We start from the raw sequence: 15,483 nt of genomic DNA on the forward strand, positions 1-15,483 counted from the left end.
CCAGTCAGGGGCCGTTCAGGGGGCATTCCGACCCTGGCCCAGGCAGTGATGCAGGGCAATAATCCAACGAATACAACTACTTATGACGAGCGCCACCCGTTCCGCCACCCCCCGGCACGGCAGAACGCAGACGTTGATGCCGCCACCGACCGGGTGAGAGCCCTCAGGGGCACCCCCGACCGCCTCCCATGGCCGCCCGCCGGCCCCCATCGGGAAAACTGGCAGAACGGCGACGTGCGACCGGGCAAATCGCACCGTTCGCGGGAATCTTTCGGCAGAACGGCGACGTTTGGGCCGGAGCGGTGGAACAGGGGGGCGGGCTTGTGGATTATGGCTGCAACCCACTTGAAGCCGCACAGCACCCGCGGAGAGATCGCATGTCACAGACCACCAACGCCGAGCTGCTCGACCGGCCGCTGCAATTGGCTCTGCGGCTCGATTCACCGCTGACCGGCGATGTCCAGAACGACCGCCACATGATGGTCTACAGCCTGTTCGGCCTGTCGAAGGACAAGGCGGAATCGCTGCCGACCTATGACGACGGCAAGGTGCGGATCGAGGTGCGGGCACCGAAGAATGTCGGCGTCGCCACCATCTGGGACAAGGCGGTGCTGCTCTACGCCATTTCCCTGCTGCGCGAGAAGATGGAATCGGGCAAGGGCCCGTCCAAGCTGGGCGAGCTTCACTTCACCACCAGCGACCTCCAGCGCATCGTCGGCAAGACCGCGGGCGGCAGCGCCTATGACAAGATCGAAGGGGCGCTGGAACGGCTGCAGGGCACGCAGATCAAGACCAACCTGGAAACCGGCGGGGAGGGCGAAAGCGGCGCCTTCTCGTGGATTTCCGACTACAAGCTGCTCTACCAGCGCAAGAAGGACGGCGAGCGTGCGGTGCGCGGGCTGAAGCTGACCCTGTCGGGCTGGGTCACCCGTGCGGCTCTCGGCCACAATCTGCTGAGCTACGACGACCAGTATTTCGCGTTGAAGCCGGTGGAAAAGCGCCTTTACGAAATCGCGCGCGCCCACCTCGCCCGCGGCCATGCCTTCTGGATGGCGCTGGAGCCGTTGCGCAAACGCGTCGGTTCCGACAACGACCTGCGCAAGTTCAAGAACGCGCTGGGTCCAGTCCTGGCCGCCGACCGCATCCCCGGCTATGGCGTGCGCATCGTGGAGACGGCGGAATACAAGGAGACGATGAAGGCGCGCGGCGCCGTTCTGGGCCGCGTGCTGAACGCCGACCTGCCGGTGCTGTTCTGGAAGAAGGACCAGGGCCAGCCGGAAAACTGGATCGACGTTCCCAAGGTGGAATACGACGAGACGGTGTGAATGGCAGCTGGTCCTGATACAGCCATCACGTCTGGAGATCGTTCGCAGGCAAAGCCCCTCTCCCCTTGTGGGAGAGGGGTTGGGGTGAGGGGTTGCAAATTCCAATAGTTTCAATGGTCTGCGACCGCCGCACCCCTCTTCCCAACCCTTCTACCACAAGGGGAGAAGGGCATTCGAAGTGGAACGCCGTCACCTGAATCCCAAAAGCGATCCCCCCTTCCCCCTTCGGTAGACACCCGTTGCCGGAGTGGCGACGACTTGGTAGGGTCGCCGTAACCGGTGCCGGGGCAGGAGGACGGGGCGTGACAGGGGAACAGTTGAAGGCGTTGCGGGAACGGCGCGGCCTGACCCAGACGCAGATGGCGGCGTTCGTCAACGAACTCACCGGCCGCAAATACGACAAGCAACGGCTCAGCAAGTGGGAAACCGGCAAGGAAGCCCTGCCCCGCGACGTGCTGGGACGGCTTCTGCTGCTGGATCTGGAACGGCCGGAAAGCGCCCTGCCCCGCCGCGGCACCACGGTCGCCGTCGGCCTGCAGAAAGGCGGCACGGCCAAGACCGCGACCTCCATCAACCTCGCCTTCATCCTGGCGCGCGCCGGCAACCGCGTGCTGCTGGTCGATGCCGATCCGCAGGGCAACGCCACCGTGCATGTCGGCGTGCCGCAGACCGACGTGGTGGCGCTGACCGAGGCCGGGAAGGTCCTCTATCACGCGCTGATGGGCAAGACCCCGCTCGACGCGGTGATCCGCCCGACCGGCGTCGAGGGGTTGGACGTCGTGCCGTCCAGCATCGCGCTGGCGAGTGCCGATACGGAACTGCCGGGCAACCTGACCAATGCGCAGACCGCGCTGGCCGAGATGCTGGACGGCGTGCGGGAGCGCTATGACGTGATCGTCATCGATTGCGCCCCCAATCTGGGTGCCGTGACCATCAACGCCCTGACAGCCGCCGATTATGTGCTGGTGCCCTGTCAGGCGGAGCCGCACGCCATCCTCGGCGTCAGCGCCTTTCTCGACACCGTCGCCAAGATCCAGCGCCGGCTGAACCCGCGGCTGGAGGTGCTGGGCATCCTGCCGACCATGGTCAACCCGCGCCAGACCCAGGACCGGTCGTCGCTGGACGACATCCAGCGGCTGTGGGGCGACAGCCGCCGCGTGTTCCCGCCGGTGCCGCGCGCGACCATCTATGCCCAGGCGGCCGGCGCCAACGTCATCACGCTGGATGCCGACATCGGTGCCCCCGGTGTGGAGAGCTATGCCGCCATCGCCGCTGCGCTGCTGACCGCCATGGGCCGCCTGCAGGAGACCGTCGATGCCGCCTAAGAAGCTGACCCGCCAGACAGCCGCCACCGTGCTTCAGGCCAAGGAGGCCGGCTTCGCCGCCGAGACCGACCGCATGTTCGGGCTGAGCGGCGTGCTGCCCCGGCTGGTCGAGATCGATCTGGCTGCCGTCGAGACCAACCCCGGCCAGCCGCGCACGGTGTTCGACGACGAGTCCCTGCGCTCGCTGGCGGACTCCATCGCCCATCACGGGTTGCAGCAACCCGTGCTGGTGCAGGAGGGGGCGGAGAAGGGGCGCTACCGTCTGGTGGCCGGCGAGCGGCGGCTGCGCGCCCACCGTCTGCTCGGCCGCGGCACCATCGCCGCGATCATCACCAAGGGCCGCCCTGAAGAGATCGCGCTGATCGAGAATGTCCAGCGCGTGGATCTGGACGCCATCGACCTCGCCCGCGGCCTGTCGCAGCTGATCGAGGCGCACGGCTACACCCAGGCGGAGGTGGCGGCGGCCGTCGGCTGTTCGGAGGCCGAGGTGTCCAAGCGCCTGAAGGTGCTGCGCCTGCCCGACGACATCCTGGCCGACTACCGCGCCAACCCGGACGCGGTCTCCCGCTCCGCCCTGGTCGAACTGGCCTTCGTCGAGGACGAGGCGGAGCTGCGCCGGCTTTGGCAGACGGCCCGCACCGGCGGACTGACGGTGGGCGCGGTGCGGGCGGCACGGCCGGCGGCATCCTCCACGGCCGAGCCGATGCGGGTGCTGGGCAAGGCGATCAACCGCATGGACAAGGATCTGGCCGCCATCGACACGGTCGCCCAATCCCTGCAGCGCGAACATCGCGAAAGACTGCAGGCCCTGCGCGACCGCATCGACGCCCTGCTGAACGGCTGAGGGTTTCGCACTCGAAAGCACGCAAGGGTTGCTCGGCCGATAGCACGCGACCGCCGGTTGCTTTCGAGTGCGAAAGCCTCTGGCGGTCGTCCAGGGTGACCGCCTGCCCTGCCCCATGGTAAGGATTGCCGGCAAGACTACGACGCGACGGATCAGCGATGCCGGCTGTGCAGAGACGACATTTTCTTGGCGCGTTCGGGGGCCTTCTCGGAGCCGCCGCGCTGTCCGGCGCGGTGCCGCGACCGGCGTTGGCCGCCGCCGGCACCCTGCGGATCGGGCTGAAGTCACTGCCGGCGGCGCTCAATCCGCTGACCGTCAGCGATCTGGTCGCGCGGCAGATCCTGGGCTCGATGTATGAAAGCCTGACCAGCGTCGATACGCAGGGCCGCATCCTGCCGGGTCTCGCCACCGCTTGGGAAGCCTCGGAGGACGCGCGGCATTGGCGGCTGACGATCCGCGACGGCGTGACCTTCCACACCGGACGCCCCTTAACCGCCGCGGCCGTCAAGCGCAGTTTCGAAGCGGCTCTGGCGGGTGACGGCGCCAACTTCGCATTGCTGGCCCTGTCCAAGGTCCGCGGCTTTCGCGAACTGCGGGCAAAGACGACCAGCGAGCTGTCGGGCGTCACCGTGATCGACGACCGGACGCTGGAGGTGGTCTGCGACGAACCCAACGCCGTCTTCCCCTTCGCCCGCATCCACATCGTCGATGTCGAGGCGGCCGAGCAGGCCGGTCCCGACTGGTTCCGCACCATGTCGGCGGGCACCGGCCCCTACCGGCTGGCCCGCTCGACCGAGGGCATCCGCATCGATGTGGAGGCCAATCCCGGCTGGCGCGGCGGTGCGGTGCCGTTCGAGCGGGTGTCCTTCCTCGCCACCGGCATCGGCAATGACGGCATCACGCTGTTCAACGACAGCCAGGTCGATTTCACCTTCGTCGACACCGATGCGCTGCGCGGGGTGATGGACGATCCCGGATTCAAAAGGTCGCTGTCCAACGTGCAGCGGATGCAGATGCGGGTGGTGGCGCTCGATCCGCGCCGGGTGAAGGCCTTTGCCGATTTGCGGGTGCGCCGGGCAATGTCGCTGCTGATCGACCGCAACGCGATGGCGGAGCGCTTCTTCCGCGGCGTGGCTGCCGTCCATAATGGCGTCGTTCCGCCGGCCCTGCTGTCGAACGAAAGGCTGGAGCCGCTGGCCTACGATCCGACCTTGGCGGCACGCCTGCTGGAGGAGGCGGGTTATCCGGCTGGGCGCGGCATCGATCCTTTCACCGTCACCGTCGTGCCGGAATACCGGCGCGAGTTCGTCTATTACGTGTCGCAATGGAACAATGCCGGTATCCCGGCGAAGCTGGTCACCGCCCCGCGGCAGGAGTTCATCGCCCGTTCCCGCCGGCGCGACTATGATTCCTTCCTGTTCGGCTGGACCGCCACCTATCCCGACCCGATGAACTTCCTGGACGAGCTGTTCAGCAGCCGCAGCCGCTTCAATCCCGTCGGCTGGTCCAATGCGGAGTTCGACGGCTTGGTCGAACGCGCGATGGCCATCGCGGACCCTGACCGCCGCGCCGAGGTCTACAAGGACGCCGAGTGTCTGGTGATGAAGGATCTGCCGGTGATCCCGCTGGTGGTGCCTGATTACGTGGCGTTGCGCGGCAATGTGCTGAGCGAGAATTTCATCACGCCCTTCGGCGGCCTCAACTTTGGCTGATCAGGCGAAGGGCAGGGCGGCGCCGACAAGAAAAAAGCCCCTGTCCGGCTGACGGACAGGGGCTTTTCGCTGAAGCCGCCGGGTGGTGTCAGGCGTCCTGTGACCGCGCTTCGCGCAGACAGTCGGCGCTCTTGGCCTCGCGGAGGCAGTCGGCAGCCTTCGCTTCACGCAGGCAGTCGGCGCTCTTGGCCTCGCGGAGGCAGTCGGCCGCCTTCGCTTCGCGCAGGCAGTCGGCGCTCTTGGCCTCGCGGAGGCAGTCGGCCGCCTTCGCTTCGCGCAGGCAGTCGGCGCTCTTGGCCTCGCGCAGGCAATCGGCAGCCTTCGCTTCACGGAGGCAATCAGCGGCCTTCGCCTCGCGCAGGCAGTCGGCAGCCTCCGCCTCACGGAGGCAATCCGCCGCCTTCGCTTCGCGCAGGCAATCCGCGGTGGCGAACAGGCGAGCGGTGTCGGCGCGGGCGGCGGCCATGCGGTCGGCAGCGACGGCGACGCCGTTGTGGTGGAGGTATTCGCCATACACCGCCTCGCAGAAGCGGAAATAGGCGCGGGTGTCGGCGACGATGAACTCGTGCCACAGATCGTCGCAAGCGGCGGACTGCGGAACGATGTCGCGGTCCGGATGCTCGGCGCAGGCCAGCAGGAAGGCCTTCAACTGGTGCAGCGCGATCTCGGACGTGGCGCGGGTCATGCCCGCGGCGACCGCCCGGTCAACCACATATCCGAAGTCGAAACCGGCGATGATGTCCCGGGCACGCGTGATGTCGGTCGTGGTGGCGCCGCGCATGGGATCCTCCGAGGTTGCTTGTTTCCAGCCCGTGACGCGGGTTGCAAGACTGGTTCCGGGCATGGCGTCAATGTTGTGCCACAGCACAGCCGGATATGTGAGATTATTTTTAGTCCTAAGCGTCCGGCGGCCGGCCGATGACTTCGGCCGACCAGGGTATCGACCAGGGTATTATGCGGGGCGGGAGGTATCGGCGGTGACGGACAGGGCCGGCCGCGAGGCGGTCATCGCCTCCACCAGCGTCGACAGGCGGTCGGGCATGATCGGCTTGGCGGCCACGATCACGCCCATCTCAGTCGCCCGGCTGGTCACCGCCCCGTCGAGCCGGCCGGAGATCAGCACCGCCGGAATGCGCAGGCCCAGCCGCGTCCACACCTCGGCGATGAAATCCAGGCCGTTTTCGGTGGCGGACAGGTGATAGTCGGCGATCACCGCATCGGGACGGACGGTCCCGTCCTCCACCGCCCGCAGGCCCTGCGCGACGGTGGAGGCGCCGACGACGCGATGGCCGGCACTGGTCAGGAACATGGAGATGGCGGACAGCACGAAACTGTCGTCGTCGATCACCAGGATCGCGATCTCCCCCTCCTTCGCCGGTGCGTCCGCCAGCGTCGCCATCGTGGCGGCAGGGGCAGGGGCAGGGGCAGGAGCAGGAATTGAGGTAGGGCCGGGTGGAGCGGCGGAGACGGCCGGCCGGGCCACCGGAACGGGGGTCCCAGGCTCCACTGCAACGCTCTCCACCGCAGCGGCCTCCACCGGGGCCAGCGGAATGGTGACGGAGAAGACCGATCCCTTGCCCAGCGTCGAGCGCACCTTCACCGGGTGGTCCAGCACCGTCGCCAGCCGCTTGACGATCGACAGCCCAAGGCCGATGCCGTTGTCGCGGTTGCGCTCCGGGTTGCCGATCTGGTGGAACTCCTCGAAGATGGCGTCCAGCCTGTCTTCGGGGATGCCGATGCCGGTGTCCCGCACCTCGACGATCAGGTTGCCGCCGGATTCCAGACAGGCGACCTGCACCTGCCCGCTGGCCGTGTAGCGGATCGCGTTGTCGATCAGATTGCCCAGCAGGCGCAGCAGCAGAATGCGGTCGGTCACCACCGGCGCCCGGTATTGCGGCACGGCGAAGGCGAGCCCCTTGTTGCGGGCCACCGGGCCGTACTGCGATTCCAGCGCGTCGAACAGGTCGGCGACCTCGTGCACGGCCTTGTTCGCCGCAACGCCGCCGGCGTCCAGCCGCGACACCTCCAGCAGCTCGTCCAGCAGCTGTTTCAGGGTCATCACGACCTGTTCGATCTTGCGCGCCGATTCCGCCACCTTCGGGGTGGGGGCGGTGGCGCGCAGCATCGCGGTCAGCATCAGCAGCGATTGGGCCGGCTGGCGCAGGTCGTGGCTGGCGGCGGCCATGAACTTGGCCTTCGACGCCACCGCCTGCTCCGCCCGTTCCTTGGCGACGCGCAGGTCGATGGCGTTCTGCCGGAAGGTGGCGAGTGCCTTTGCCATGCGGCCGATCTCGTCGTCGCGGTGGCGCACCGGCACGTCCACCGACACGTCGCCCGCCGCCAGATCGGCCATGGCGCGGGTCATGCCGGCGATGGGCAGGGTCATGCCGCGGGTCGCCCACACCACCCCCAGGATCACCAGAAGCAGCGTGACGGCGCCGGTCCCGCCCAGCACCAGCACATGGTGGCGGATGGCCGCGTCGGTCGGACCGGTGTCCAGCCGGACCAGCAGGGTGCCGATGTTGCGGACGGCGCCGGTCCGGTCCTGGTGGGTCAGCGGCACGGCGGCGGCGGTGGCGGTGGCGTCGCTGACGATGGCCGCGCCCGGCTTGCGGAAGGTGGCGAAGCGTTCGCCATGGGTCCCCAGGATCACCGCCTCGGCGAAGCTGTCGATCGAGCGCAGCGGCATCAGCGCCGTCGCCGCCTCTTCGGGATCGAGGTCCCACAGCGCGTTCGCCACGTCGTCCAGCACGATCCTGGTCGCCATCTCCGCCCGGATGGCCAGCTCGGCCCGGGTGTTGCGCACGTCGGCCTGGATCAGGACCACCATGGGCACGGCGATCAGCACCGACACCAGCAGCACCGCCGATGCCGTCGTTCGGGCGACCAGGCTCCGTGAAAAAACCTTGAACAGCATGCCGAAGCCCACGAAAACACGACGACCACGAACAATTCGCGCGGGGCATCCTAGCCGAAGCGGCGGCCAAACACGACAGCCGCGTGGTGCCGATCCTGCCGCCGGCATCGTTCCGGCGACCAAAGGGGCGGTTCGACCGCTTTCGGCAGCGGGACTATATAAAAAGCCCATATGACTGTTTCGAATCGTTTCTTTTTCTTGTTGCATTGCCTGTGTAAAAGTTCGCTTCCGATTTCGGACCCCGGAATTGGGAGCGGGATCGGGATTGCCGCTGGGGGGCGGAGCATGGGAACCGGCATCATCATCGCCCTTGCGCACGGCGTCGGGCTGCTGGCGCTGGTCCTGCTTGCCTACCGTTATGTGCTGCGGCGGTTCGGGACGCGGCGCCTGCCCTTCGCCCTGATGTCGGGCCTGCTGTTCGGCGTGGCCGCCGCCATCTCGATGCTCGACGCCTACCCGGTCGAAGGCGGGGTGCTGGTCGACCTGCGCAACGTGATGATCGGGCTGGCCGGGCTGTTCGGCGGCTGGCCCGCCGCCCTGATCTCCGCCGCCGCCGCGGGCGGGGTGCGGCTGTGGCTGGGCGGCATGGGCTCGCTGACCGGTCTGGTGGGCATCCTGCTGACCGCGCTGGTGGCGCCGCTGCTGGCCCGGCCGATGGAGCGGCGAGCCGCCGGCGCAGCCAACCGGGGAGAAGGGAAGGGCGCCTACGGCTTCGGCCTGCTGTCCCTGTTCGGTCTCGCCATCACGCCGCTGACCCTGCTGGCCTTCCTGCTGCTGCCCGACCTGGGGCTCGCCATGCGGGTGCTGGAGGAGGCGGCGCTGCCGCTGACCGCCTTCACCACGCTCGGCATCGGCCTGCTCGGCACCATGCTGGCGCGGGAGCACCGCCGCGTCGACGACGAGAACGCGCTGACCGAGAACGCCGCCCTCTTCCGCGCCGTGTTCGACAGCTCCGCCGACAGCCTGGCGATCATCCGCGTCGGCGACAACGGCGGCTTCACCCTGCACAGCGCCAACGCCGCCGCCATCCGGACGATGGGAGACCGCGCCGCCGACGCGCCGGGCAAGCCGCTGGACAGCCTGCTGCCGCCCGATCTGGCCGCCAAGGCGATGGCCGACCTGCAATCCTGCATCGACGCCGGCGCCCCCACCCGCTTCGAGGAGCAGCACACCCACGACGGCGTCACCCGCTGGTGGGAGGTGTCGCAGGTGCCGATCCGCGACGACAGCGGCGCCATCGTCATGCTGTCGGTCGGCGCTCGCGACATCACCCGCCGCCACGAGGCCGAACGCGCGATCCGCGCCAGCGAGGCGCGCTACCGCCTGCTGGCGCGCGGCGTCACCGACATCATCGGCCGCATCGGCCTGGACGGCGTGCGGCATTTCTGTTCGGAGGCGACGCGCGACAGCCTGGGCTGCGCCCCCGCCGACCTGATCGGCCGCCCGCTGGTGGAGCGGGTGCACCCCGACGACCGCGACGCCCTGTCCGCCGGTCTGGCCCGCCTGACGCCCGACCGCCCGACCCTGAAGACCACCTACCGCCTGCGCCATGCCGATGGCCGCTGGGTGTGGATCGAAGCGGCGGTGCGGCTGGTCACCGACGACTGGGGCGCGCCGCAGGATTACGTCAGCGTCGAGCGCGACGTCACCGCCCGCAAGATCATGGAGGCCGAGCTTCAGGACGCCCGCCAGGCCGCGGAATCGGCCAGCCGCAGCAAGACCGAGTTCCTGGCCAGCCTGAGCCACGAGCTGCGCACCCCGATGAACGCCGTCATCGGCTTCGCCGACCTGATCGCGCGGGAGTCGGAGGGGCCGGTCGGCAACGCCCATTACCGCGACTTCGCCGTCAACATCCGCGACAGCGGCCAGCATCTGCTGGAGCTGATCAACGAGATCCTCGACCATGTGCGGGCGGAGGCCGGGCAGCTGGTGCTGGACGACGAGGTGGTCGATCTCGACGCCGCCGCCACCTTCGCCATCCGCCTGCTGACCCCGCGCGCCGCCCGCGCCGGCATCGTCCTCTCCGCGCGCGTCGACCCCGCCGCCCGCCACTTGCGCGGCGACGAGCGCCGCATCCGCCAGATCCTGCTGAACCTGCTGTCCAACGCCGTCAAATACACCCCCTCCGGCGGCGCCGTCTCGCTGACCGCCGGTCCCGCCCCGGCCCCCACCTACGATGGCGGCCTGCTGCTGGAGGTGAGCGACACCGGCATCGGCATTCCCGAACAGGATCTTGGCCGCGTCCTGCTGGCCTACACCCGCGTCGAGAGCCCGGCCAACCGCCAGACCGAGGGCGCCGGGCTTGGCCTGCCGCTGACCCGCCGCTTGGTGGAGCTCCATGGCGGCACCATGACCCTGTCGAGCCGGGTGGGGCAGGGCACCACCGTCACCGTCCATTTCCCGCCCGACCGCATGGCCGACGAGAGCGGCCGCAGCGTCCGCCCCGCCGTCGGCCGGCCCGGCCTGTCGATCCTGATGGTGGATGACGACCACAACATCCTGGAGCACGGCTGCGCCCTGCTGCGCAGTTGGGGCCACCGGGTGATCGGCGCGGCGGGCGCCGGCGAGGCCCTGGTGGTTCTGCGTGGGCCTGAGCCGCTGGACCTGCTGTTCAGCGACATCGTGATGCCGCCGGGCATGAACGGGGCGGAGCTGGCGCGCGAGGCGCGGCGCCTGCGCCCCGACCTGCCGGTTCTGCTGGCCTCGGGCTTCGCCGCCCATGCGGTGGTGGCCGACGACGTGGCGCTGGGCGGCTACGACCTGATCGCCAAGCCCTATGACCCGCTGGAACTGCGCGACCGCCTGAACCACCTGCACCCCTCGGCGCCCTCCCCACCGCAACCGCCCCCCGAAGCCGCCCCGTCCCCCTCCGCCGAGGCGCCCCCTCCGCCGCCCCCTCCGCCGCAGGCGGTCGAGCCGCCGTCCCCCGCGCCCGCTCCCGAGCCATCGGCGGAGCCCACGCCGTCACCCCCGCCGCCGCCCGCGCCGACCGCCGTGGCGCCCCAGTCCCTGCGCATCCTGGTGGCGGAGGATGTGGAGATGAACCGCATGCTGGTCGTCACCCTGCTGAAGCAGGCCGGCCACAGCGTCGCGGCGGTGGAGGACGGCGCCCAGGCGGTTGCGGCGGCCGCGGCGGTGGATGGGTGCGAGCCCTTCGACGCGATCCTGATGGACGTGAACATGCCGGTGATGGACGGCCTGGAGGCGACGCGCGCCATCCGCGCCATGCCCGGCCCGGCCGGCCGGGTCGCCATCGTTGCGCTGACCGCCAACACCTTCCCCGACGACATCGCCCGCTGCTACGAGGCCGGCATGGACTGCCATGTGCCCAAGCCCATCGACCGCGTGCTGCTGCTGACCGAGATCGCCCGCTGCGTCGCGTCACGGCGGGCGGTGGAGGCGATGGGGGAGGGGTAGGAGGGGTAAAGGGCTATCGAGCTGTATGGGGCACACGGCTGTTGCGGGCACGCCCTAAAGGTGTATAATTTCGCCGTCAGTTCGTCGGGGCGGATATGGCTGAGATCTTTACGGAACTCCTGGCGCTAGTTAATAGCCCGCAAGAAAGCTTGAATATCGAGGTCAAGCGCTGGATCGACCTTGGTGATAAGGCTGGAGCCGCAACCATCGCAAAGGCCGCCATCGCCCTAGCCAATCATGGGGGTGGATTTATCCTGCTCGGCTTCGAGGAGTTGAGTGACGGTTCGTTCCGGGTAGGTCAGCCGGTCCCTCCAGCTTTGGACGCTTATAGTCAGGATGCGATTGCGCGAATCGTTGCCAGCTATGCAGAACCTTCCTTCCAAGTTCAGGTGACGCATATCCGGCGGAGTGGGACTGACGGTACAGTTCACCCCGTCGTCATTGTTCCAGGCAGCCACCGTGTCCCGATACAGGCCAAGAAGGGCAGTCCGGATCAGAAGACCCTGATTGCGGGCCGCGTCTATATCCGTCGCCCGACGCCCGAGAGTGCCGAACCGGCAACGGCTGCGGATTGGCGTGATCTTTTCGATCGCTGTATCCGCGCTGGCCGCGACGATCTTTTGGATGCCATCCGCGGGATATTGGATGGCAGGGGTGTGGCTGCAGAGGAGTTGCCTCCTTCCAAATTGGAAAAGTTAAAGGTGTGGCGGAATAGAGGGCTGATGCGGTGGCGCGAACTTGTAGCAGATGGAGCCGATCCGCAATCCGCAGAGTCTCTCGGTTACTACACGGTTGCCTATCAGATTGACGCTCCTTTGCCTGGCCGCACGCTGTCAGAAGTTCATGATCTTCTTGATCGCGCTACGGTGCGGCACACAGGATGGTCCCCTTGGTGGGTGCCGACACGAAACGGTATCCGGCCATATATTCATGATGATACTGTCGAATGCTATCTTGGTGATGAACCTGGGCATTGGTTGGCCGACCCAGCCCATACTGATTTTTGGCGAGTGACTGCGGAAGGGCAGGCGCTGCTTGTGCGTGGGTTCGACGAAGATTCCATTCCTGATCGTCTATCACGGGGCAAAGGGTTCGATATCACTATGCCTGTCTGGCGGATTGCCGAATGTTTTCTTCAGGCGGCATCATTCACCAAACAGTTGTCTTCGACGCCCGCACCGCTTACCATTATGGTTACTTGGACTGGATTGCAAGGCCGCGAACTGGTACATATTGAGGGGCGCCGGTTGGTGTATCCCGGTCAAATTTCACGCCAGAATACATTCGAGCGTAGTTTAAGCATTATGAGCGACAAGATAGAGGACCAACTTCCAGAGCTTCTTTTTGAATTTCTCCTGCCACTCTACGCGCTATTTGATTTCTTTAAATTGCCAAAGCAACTTGTCGACGAAGAGGTGCGGCGGTTGCGGTCAAATCATTTCTGAAAGCAGCGGTGTTCTGCAAAGTGTCGGCGACACCGTTGCAGCCAAAACTTCTGTCAAAATGCGGCGGGTCTTAATTGTCACAGTCGGAGGATAGAAGCGAAATCTCTCGATCGTAGTCGGCCCACGGTCAGTCACTTCAGAGTGTCGGTTAAGCGCCAGAAGCGGACAGGAAGCCTCCGGCCCTGAGTTTATCCCGCGCGGCTGGAACGAGCTTCATAGTGGTCATTGCCGACGCCAGCAGTTACCATCGTGAAAGCGGACATGAAGGAACAGAGAGTGCTGTATGTAGCAGGCTTTTATCTAATCAACACGGACGCCGTGTACTGCGCGTTTCTGAAATTTTATATCATGTCTTTTAAGGTTATAATCGCAATGGATGGAGAAAAGGCATGCGGTTTTTTATAGACGAGAGCGGAAATACAGGCGATCTTGCAAGAGCAGATGCCGAATTTGATTTTGCGGGGCAGCCTGTTTTTAGCTTGGCTGCAATAGGAATTACTGATGAAGTAAGTATTACAGAGGAAATAAAGTTCCTCAGAAGTAAGCACAATATTCAAGCAAACGAACTGAAGCTTAGCAGAATCCTGAAACGGAAACCAGAATTCGCTATTGATGTAGTTAGTGTTATCGCGCGGAATAATATTCCTTTTTTCATTGAAATTGTAGATAAAAAATACCAGATCGCAATTAGTATTATTAACGGGATTGTTTAGCCTCCCTACTTTAGCCCAAGCGATTCCGAGGAAAGTCTATGGATTAAGAAAATTTTCGCTGACTATATTTACTATAGAGTTCCAAACGAAACTATATTCCATTTTGTTCAATGCATGAACGAGCCTTCAAATAAGAAGGTAGAGAAATATTTTGACCTACTAAAAGAAGTGGTTAGCAAAGATAACCATGAAGTAGCTCAGAGCATGGTCTCAGCGATTGAAGAAAGTAAAGATGATTTTCGATTAATGGTTGGGAAGGAGAAAGAATGTGCCTATAAAAGGTTTCTTCCGCTTCCAGATATTGGAAAACGAGATCAAATAGTGTGGATGCTTCCGAATTTCGCGTCGTTCACAAATATCTATGCGAGAATGAACCTTTTTCTATCAGGGTCCTTGCAAGGGCAGCAAATTTTCCACGACGAACAAACTCATTTCGATGAAATCATTGCTTCTGCAAAATCACAAGTAGAGAATCTGGAACTTTATAGCGCTAGGTTTAGATTGCCGTTCTCAGATTACAATTTCACGCAAGCCTCTGATTTGCTTTTCAAAGCATCGCCTGAGATGATAGGAATACAAGTTGCTGACATAGTGGCGGGACTGTCTATGAGATGGTATTTTGCAAATATGCAGAAAGGTAACAACGCGGAAACTTTGAACAAATCAGCCAAAATACTGCTTCACAAAAGCAATCCAACAAAGGGAATTGGTATAAATTTAGTGGCCCCAAGCTATATGGCCGAAAAACTATTCAATAACAATTAGTGCTACTCCTTGCTAAGGAAGTGTTTTTATTTTTAGGAATCTTATCGGGTTGCCTTGGGTGTGAAAGGGGGCGGAACGCAATGGTTTGGTGGGTACTTTCGTTGTAGCTCCAGTGTCGGTTCTGGATTAAAGCCAACCGTCCCCACCCACCGTCCACCCCCACTTTTCCCGAAACCTCCCCAACCCTGGACCAAATTCCTATACCCTCTCCGCCCAGGTCCCACCCCTTCGCGGAGCCGCGCCATGCCCCTCGACAGCCGTACCCTCGCCAACGACCGTTTCCCCCGCTGGGCCGAAGAGCCGCCGGTGCCGTCCGAAGGCTCGCTGGTCCCCGGATCGCAGTTCCATGACGAACAGTGGATCATGGCCGCCGGCATGCTGGCGCGCGGCAACAGCTTCCTTCAGGTCTCCCGCGCCATGGGCTGCAGCCGCACCACGCTATGGCGCGCCTATTACGGCTCCAAGGATTTCCGTCACAGGGTGTGGTGGGAGCGGCAGGCGCTGAACCGCGAGGCCGAGCTGCGCCTGTTCTCGCTGCGCATCCTGGTGGCGGAGCAGATCGAGCGGCTGGTCACCTCCGGCGATGCCACCACCGTCCGCTGGATGGCCGAACGGCTCGGCCTGTTCGACGGCCTCGACCTCCCGGCGTCCCGGCGGCAAGCCGCCGAACGGGACTCCCGGCCGGGCGACGAGCCGGCGCCCCGGCCCGCCGCCAAGCCCGCTCCCAGGCCGGAGGACCCGCCCGCCGTCACCGTCCCCGAACTGGACGACGATGTCCCCGGCGCCCTGCGCGAGCGCCGGCTGCCCGAACCCGAGATGGTCGCCGCCATCCTGGCCCGTCCGGAGGGCGAAGGTCCGAAGGGCGTCTTCCCCTGGACCGTCAACGAGTACGAGCATTACCCCAACCTCAACCCCGGCCCGGTCAGCCGCCGCGCCGCCGGTCCCTTCTCCCATCCCCGCTGACGGCTCCGCCGGAGGATGGAACAGCCGCGGGCTCCTGTTCCACGCTGTTCCACCCGC

11 protein-coding genes and 1 pseudogene are annotated in these 15,483 nt (G+C 65.2%); 10 read left to right on the plus strand and 2 right to left on the minus strand.

Annotated features, from left to right (window positions below; genetic code table 11):
- The first annotated feature begins 377 nt into the window (after positions 1-377).
- From ACWPKK_RS13590 to ACWPKK_RS13605, 4 genes are all read left to right on the plus strand, one after another.
- The gene (locus tag ACWPKK_RS13590; RefSeq protein ID WP_149228246.1) at positions 378-1,325 is read left to right on the plus strand and encodes a replication initiator protein A; all 948 of its coding nucleotides are present in this window, start codon (positions 378-380) and stop codon (positions 1,323-1,325) included.
- Between the two features lie 302 nt (positions 1,326-1,627).
- Positions 1,628-2,650, plus strand: a complete 1,023-nt coding sequence (locus tag ACWPKK_RS13595; RefSeq protein ID WP_452004887.1) for an AAA family ATPase — start codon at positions 1,628-1,630, stop codon at positions 2,648-2,650.
- A complete protein-coding gene (locus ACWPKK_RS13600) occupies positions 2,640-3,494 on the plus strand; it encodes a ParB/RepB/Spo0J family partition protein (RefSeq protein ID WP_452004890.1) in 855 nt (284 codons plus the stop codon). The genes ACWPKK_RS13595 and ACWPKK_RS13600 overlap by 11 nt, the downstream gene beginning before the upstream one ends.
- Before the next feature lie 248 nt (positions 3,495-3,742).
- Positions 3,743-5,206 carry an ABC transporter substrate-binding protein gene (locus ACWPKK_RS13605; protein ID WP_452004893.1) on the plus strand — a complete coding sequence of 488 codons (1,464 nt, stop codon included), beginning with the start codon at positions 3,743-3,745 and terminating at the stop codon, positions 5,204-5,206.
- Positions 5,207-5,294: 88 nt separating this feature from the next.
- On the opposite strand, the gene ACWPKK_RS13610 is transcribed toward ACWPKK_RS13605, so the two are convergent.
- Together ACWPKK_RS13610 and ACWPKK_RS13615 are read right to left on the minus strand one after the other, a co-directional pair.
- Positions 5,295-5,987 carry a hypothetical protein gene (locus tag ACWPKK_RS13610; protein WP_452004896.1) on the minus strand — a complete coding sequence of 231 codons (693 nt, stop codon included), beginning with the start codon at positions 5,985-5,987 and terminating at the stop codon, positions 5,295-5,297.
- Positions 5,988-6,158: 171 nt separating this feature from the next.
- Positions 6,159-8,123 carry an ATP-binding protein gene (locus tag ACWPKK_RS13615; RefSeq protein WP_452004898.1) on the minus strand — a complete coding sequence of 655 codons (1,965 nt, stop codon included), beginning with the start codon at positions 8,121-8,123 and terminating at the stop codon, positions 6,159-6,161.
- Between the two features lie 441 nt (positions 8,124-8,564).
- Between ACWPKK_RS13615 and ACWPKK_RS13620 the strand changes: the two are divergent.
- The 6 genes and pseudogenes from ACWPKK_RS13620 to ACWPKK_RS13645 form a co-directional block, all read left to right on the plus strand.
- A pseudogene (locus ACWPKK_RS13620) lies at positions 8,565-8,942 on the plus strand (LytS/YhcK type 5TM receptor domain-containing protein); the annotation flags it as partial.
- Between the two features lie 90 nt (positions 8,943-9,032).
- On the plus strand, positions 9,033-11,540 hold the full coding sequence (locus ACWPKK_RS13625; RefSeq protein ID WP_452006637.1) for a response regulator: 2,508 nt from the start codon (positions 9,033-9,035) through the stop codon (positions 11,538-11,540).
- Between the two features lie 95 nt (positions 11,541-11,635).
- Positions 11,636-12,985 (plus strand): AlbA family DNA-binding domain-containing protein, encoded by a 1,350-nt coding sequence (locus tag ACWPKK_RS13630; protein WP_452004901.1) that lies wholly within the window; start codon positions 11,636-11,638, stop codon positions 12,983-12,985.
- Positions 12,986-13,374: 389 nt separating this feature from the next.
- A complete protein-coding gene (locus ACWPKK_RS13635) occupies positions 13,375-13,698 on the plus strand; it encodes a DUF3800 domain-containing protein (protein WP_452004903.1) in 324 nt (107 codons plus the stop codon).
- A gap of 114 nt (positions 13,699-13,812) precedes the next feature.
- Positions 13,813-14,463, plus strand: coding sequence for a hypothetical protein (locus ACWPKK_RS13640; protein WP_452004905.1), 651 nt, complete (start codon positions 13,813-13,815; stop codon positions 14,461-14,463).
- A 243-nt stretch (positions 14,464-14,706) separates the two neighbouring features.
- Positions 14,707-15,426 carry a hypothetical protein gene (locus ACWPKK_RS13645; protein ID WP_452004907.1) on the plus strand — a complete coding sequence of 240 codons (720 nt, stop codon included), beginning with the start codon at positions 14,707-14,709 and terminating at the stop codon, positions 15,424-15,426.
- Positions 15,427-15,483 lie beyond the last annotated feature (57 nt).

The organism is Azospirillum largimobile (assembly GCF_977007025.2).

What these genes read in the sequence shown, in the direction of transcription:
- ACWPKK_RS13615 (WP_452004898.1), bottom strand. Translation starts at nt 8,123, where the DNA reads ATGCTGTTCAAGGTTTTTTCACGGAGCCTGGTCGCCCGAACGACGGCA.
- ACWPKK_RS13635 (WP_452004903.1), top strand. Translation starts at nt 13,375, where the DNA reads ATGCGGTTTTTTATAGACGAGAGCGGAAATACAGGCGATCTTGCAAGA.
- ACWPKK_RS13630 (WP_452004901.1), top strand. Translation starts at nt 11,636, where the DNA reads ATGGCTGAGATCTTTACGGAACTCCTGGCGCTAGTTAATAGCCCGCAA.
- ACWPKK_RS13590 (WP_149228246.1), top strand. Translation starts at nt 378, where the DNA reads ATGTCACAGACCACCAACGCCGAGCTGCTCGACCGGCCGCTGCAATTG.
- ACWPKK_RS13645 (WP_452004907.1), top strand. Translation starts at nt 14,707, where the DNA reads ATGCCCCTCGACAGCCGTACCCTCGCCAACGACCGTTTCCCCCGCTGG.
- ACWPKK_RS13640 (WP_452004905.1), top strand. Translation starts at nt 13,813, where the DNA reads ATGAACGAGCCTTCAAATAAGAAGGTAGAGAAATATTTTGACCTACTA.
- ACWPKK_RS13610 (WP_452004896.1), bottom strand. Translation starts at nt 5,987, where the DNA reads ATGCGCGGCGCCACCACGACCGACATCACGCGTGCCCGGGACATCATC.
- ACWPKK_RS13600 (WP_452004890.1), top strand. Translation starts at nt 2,640, where the DNA reads ATGCCGCCTAAGAAGCTGACCCGCCAGACAGCCGCCACCGTGCTTCAG.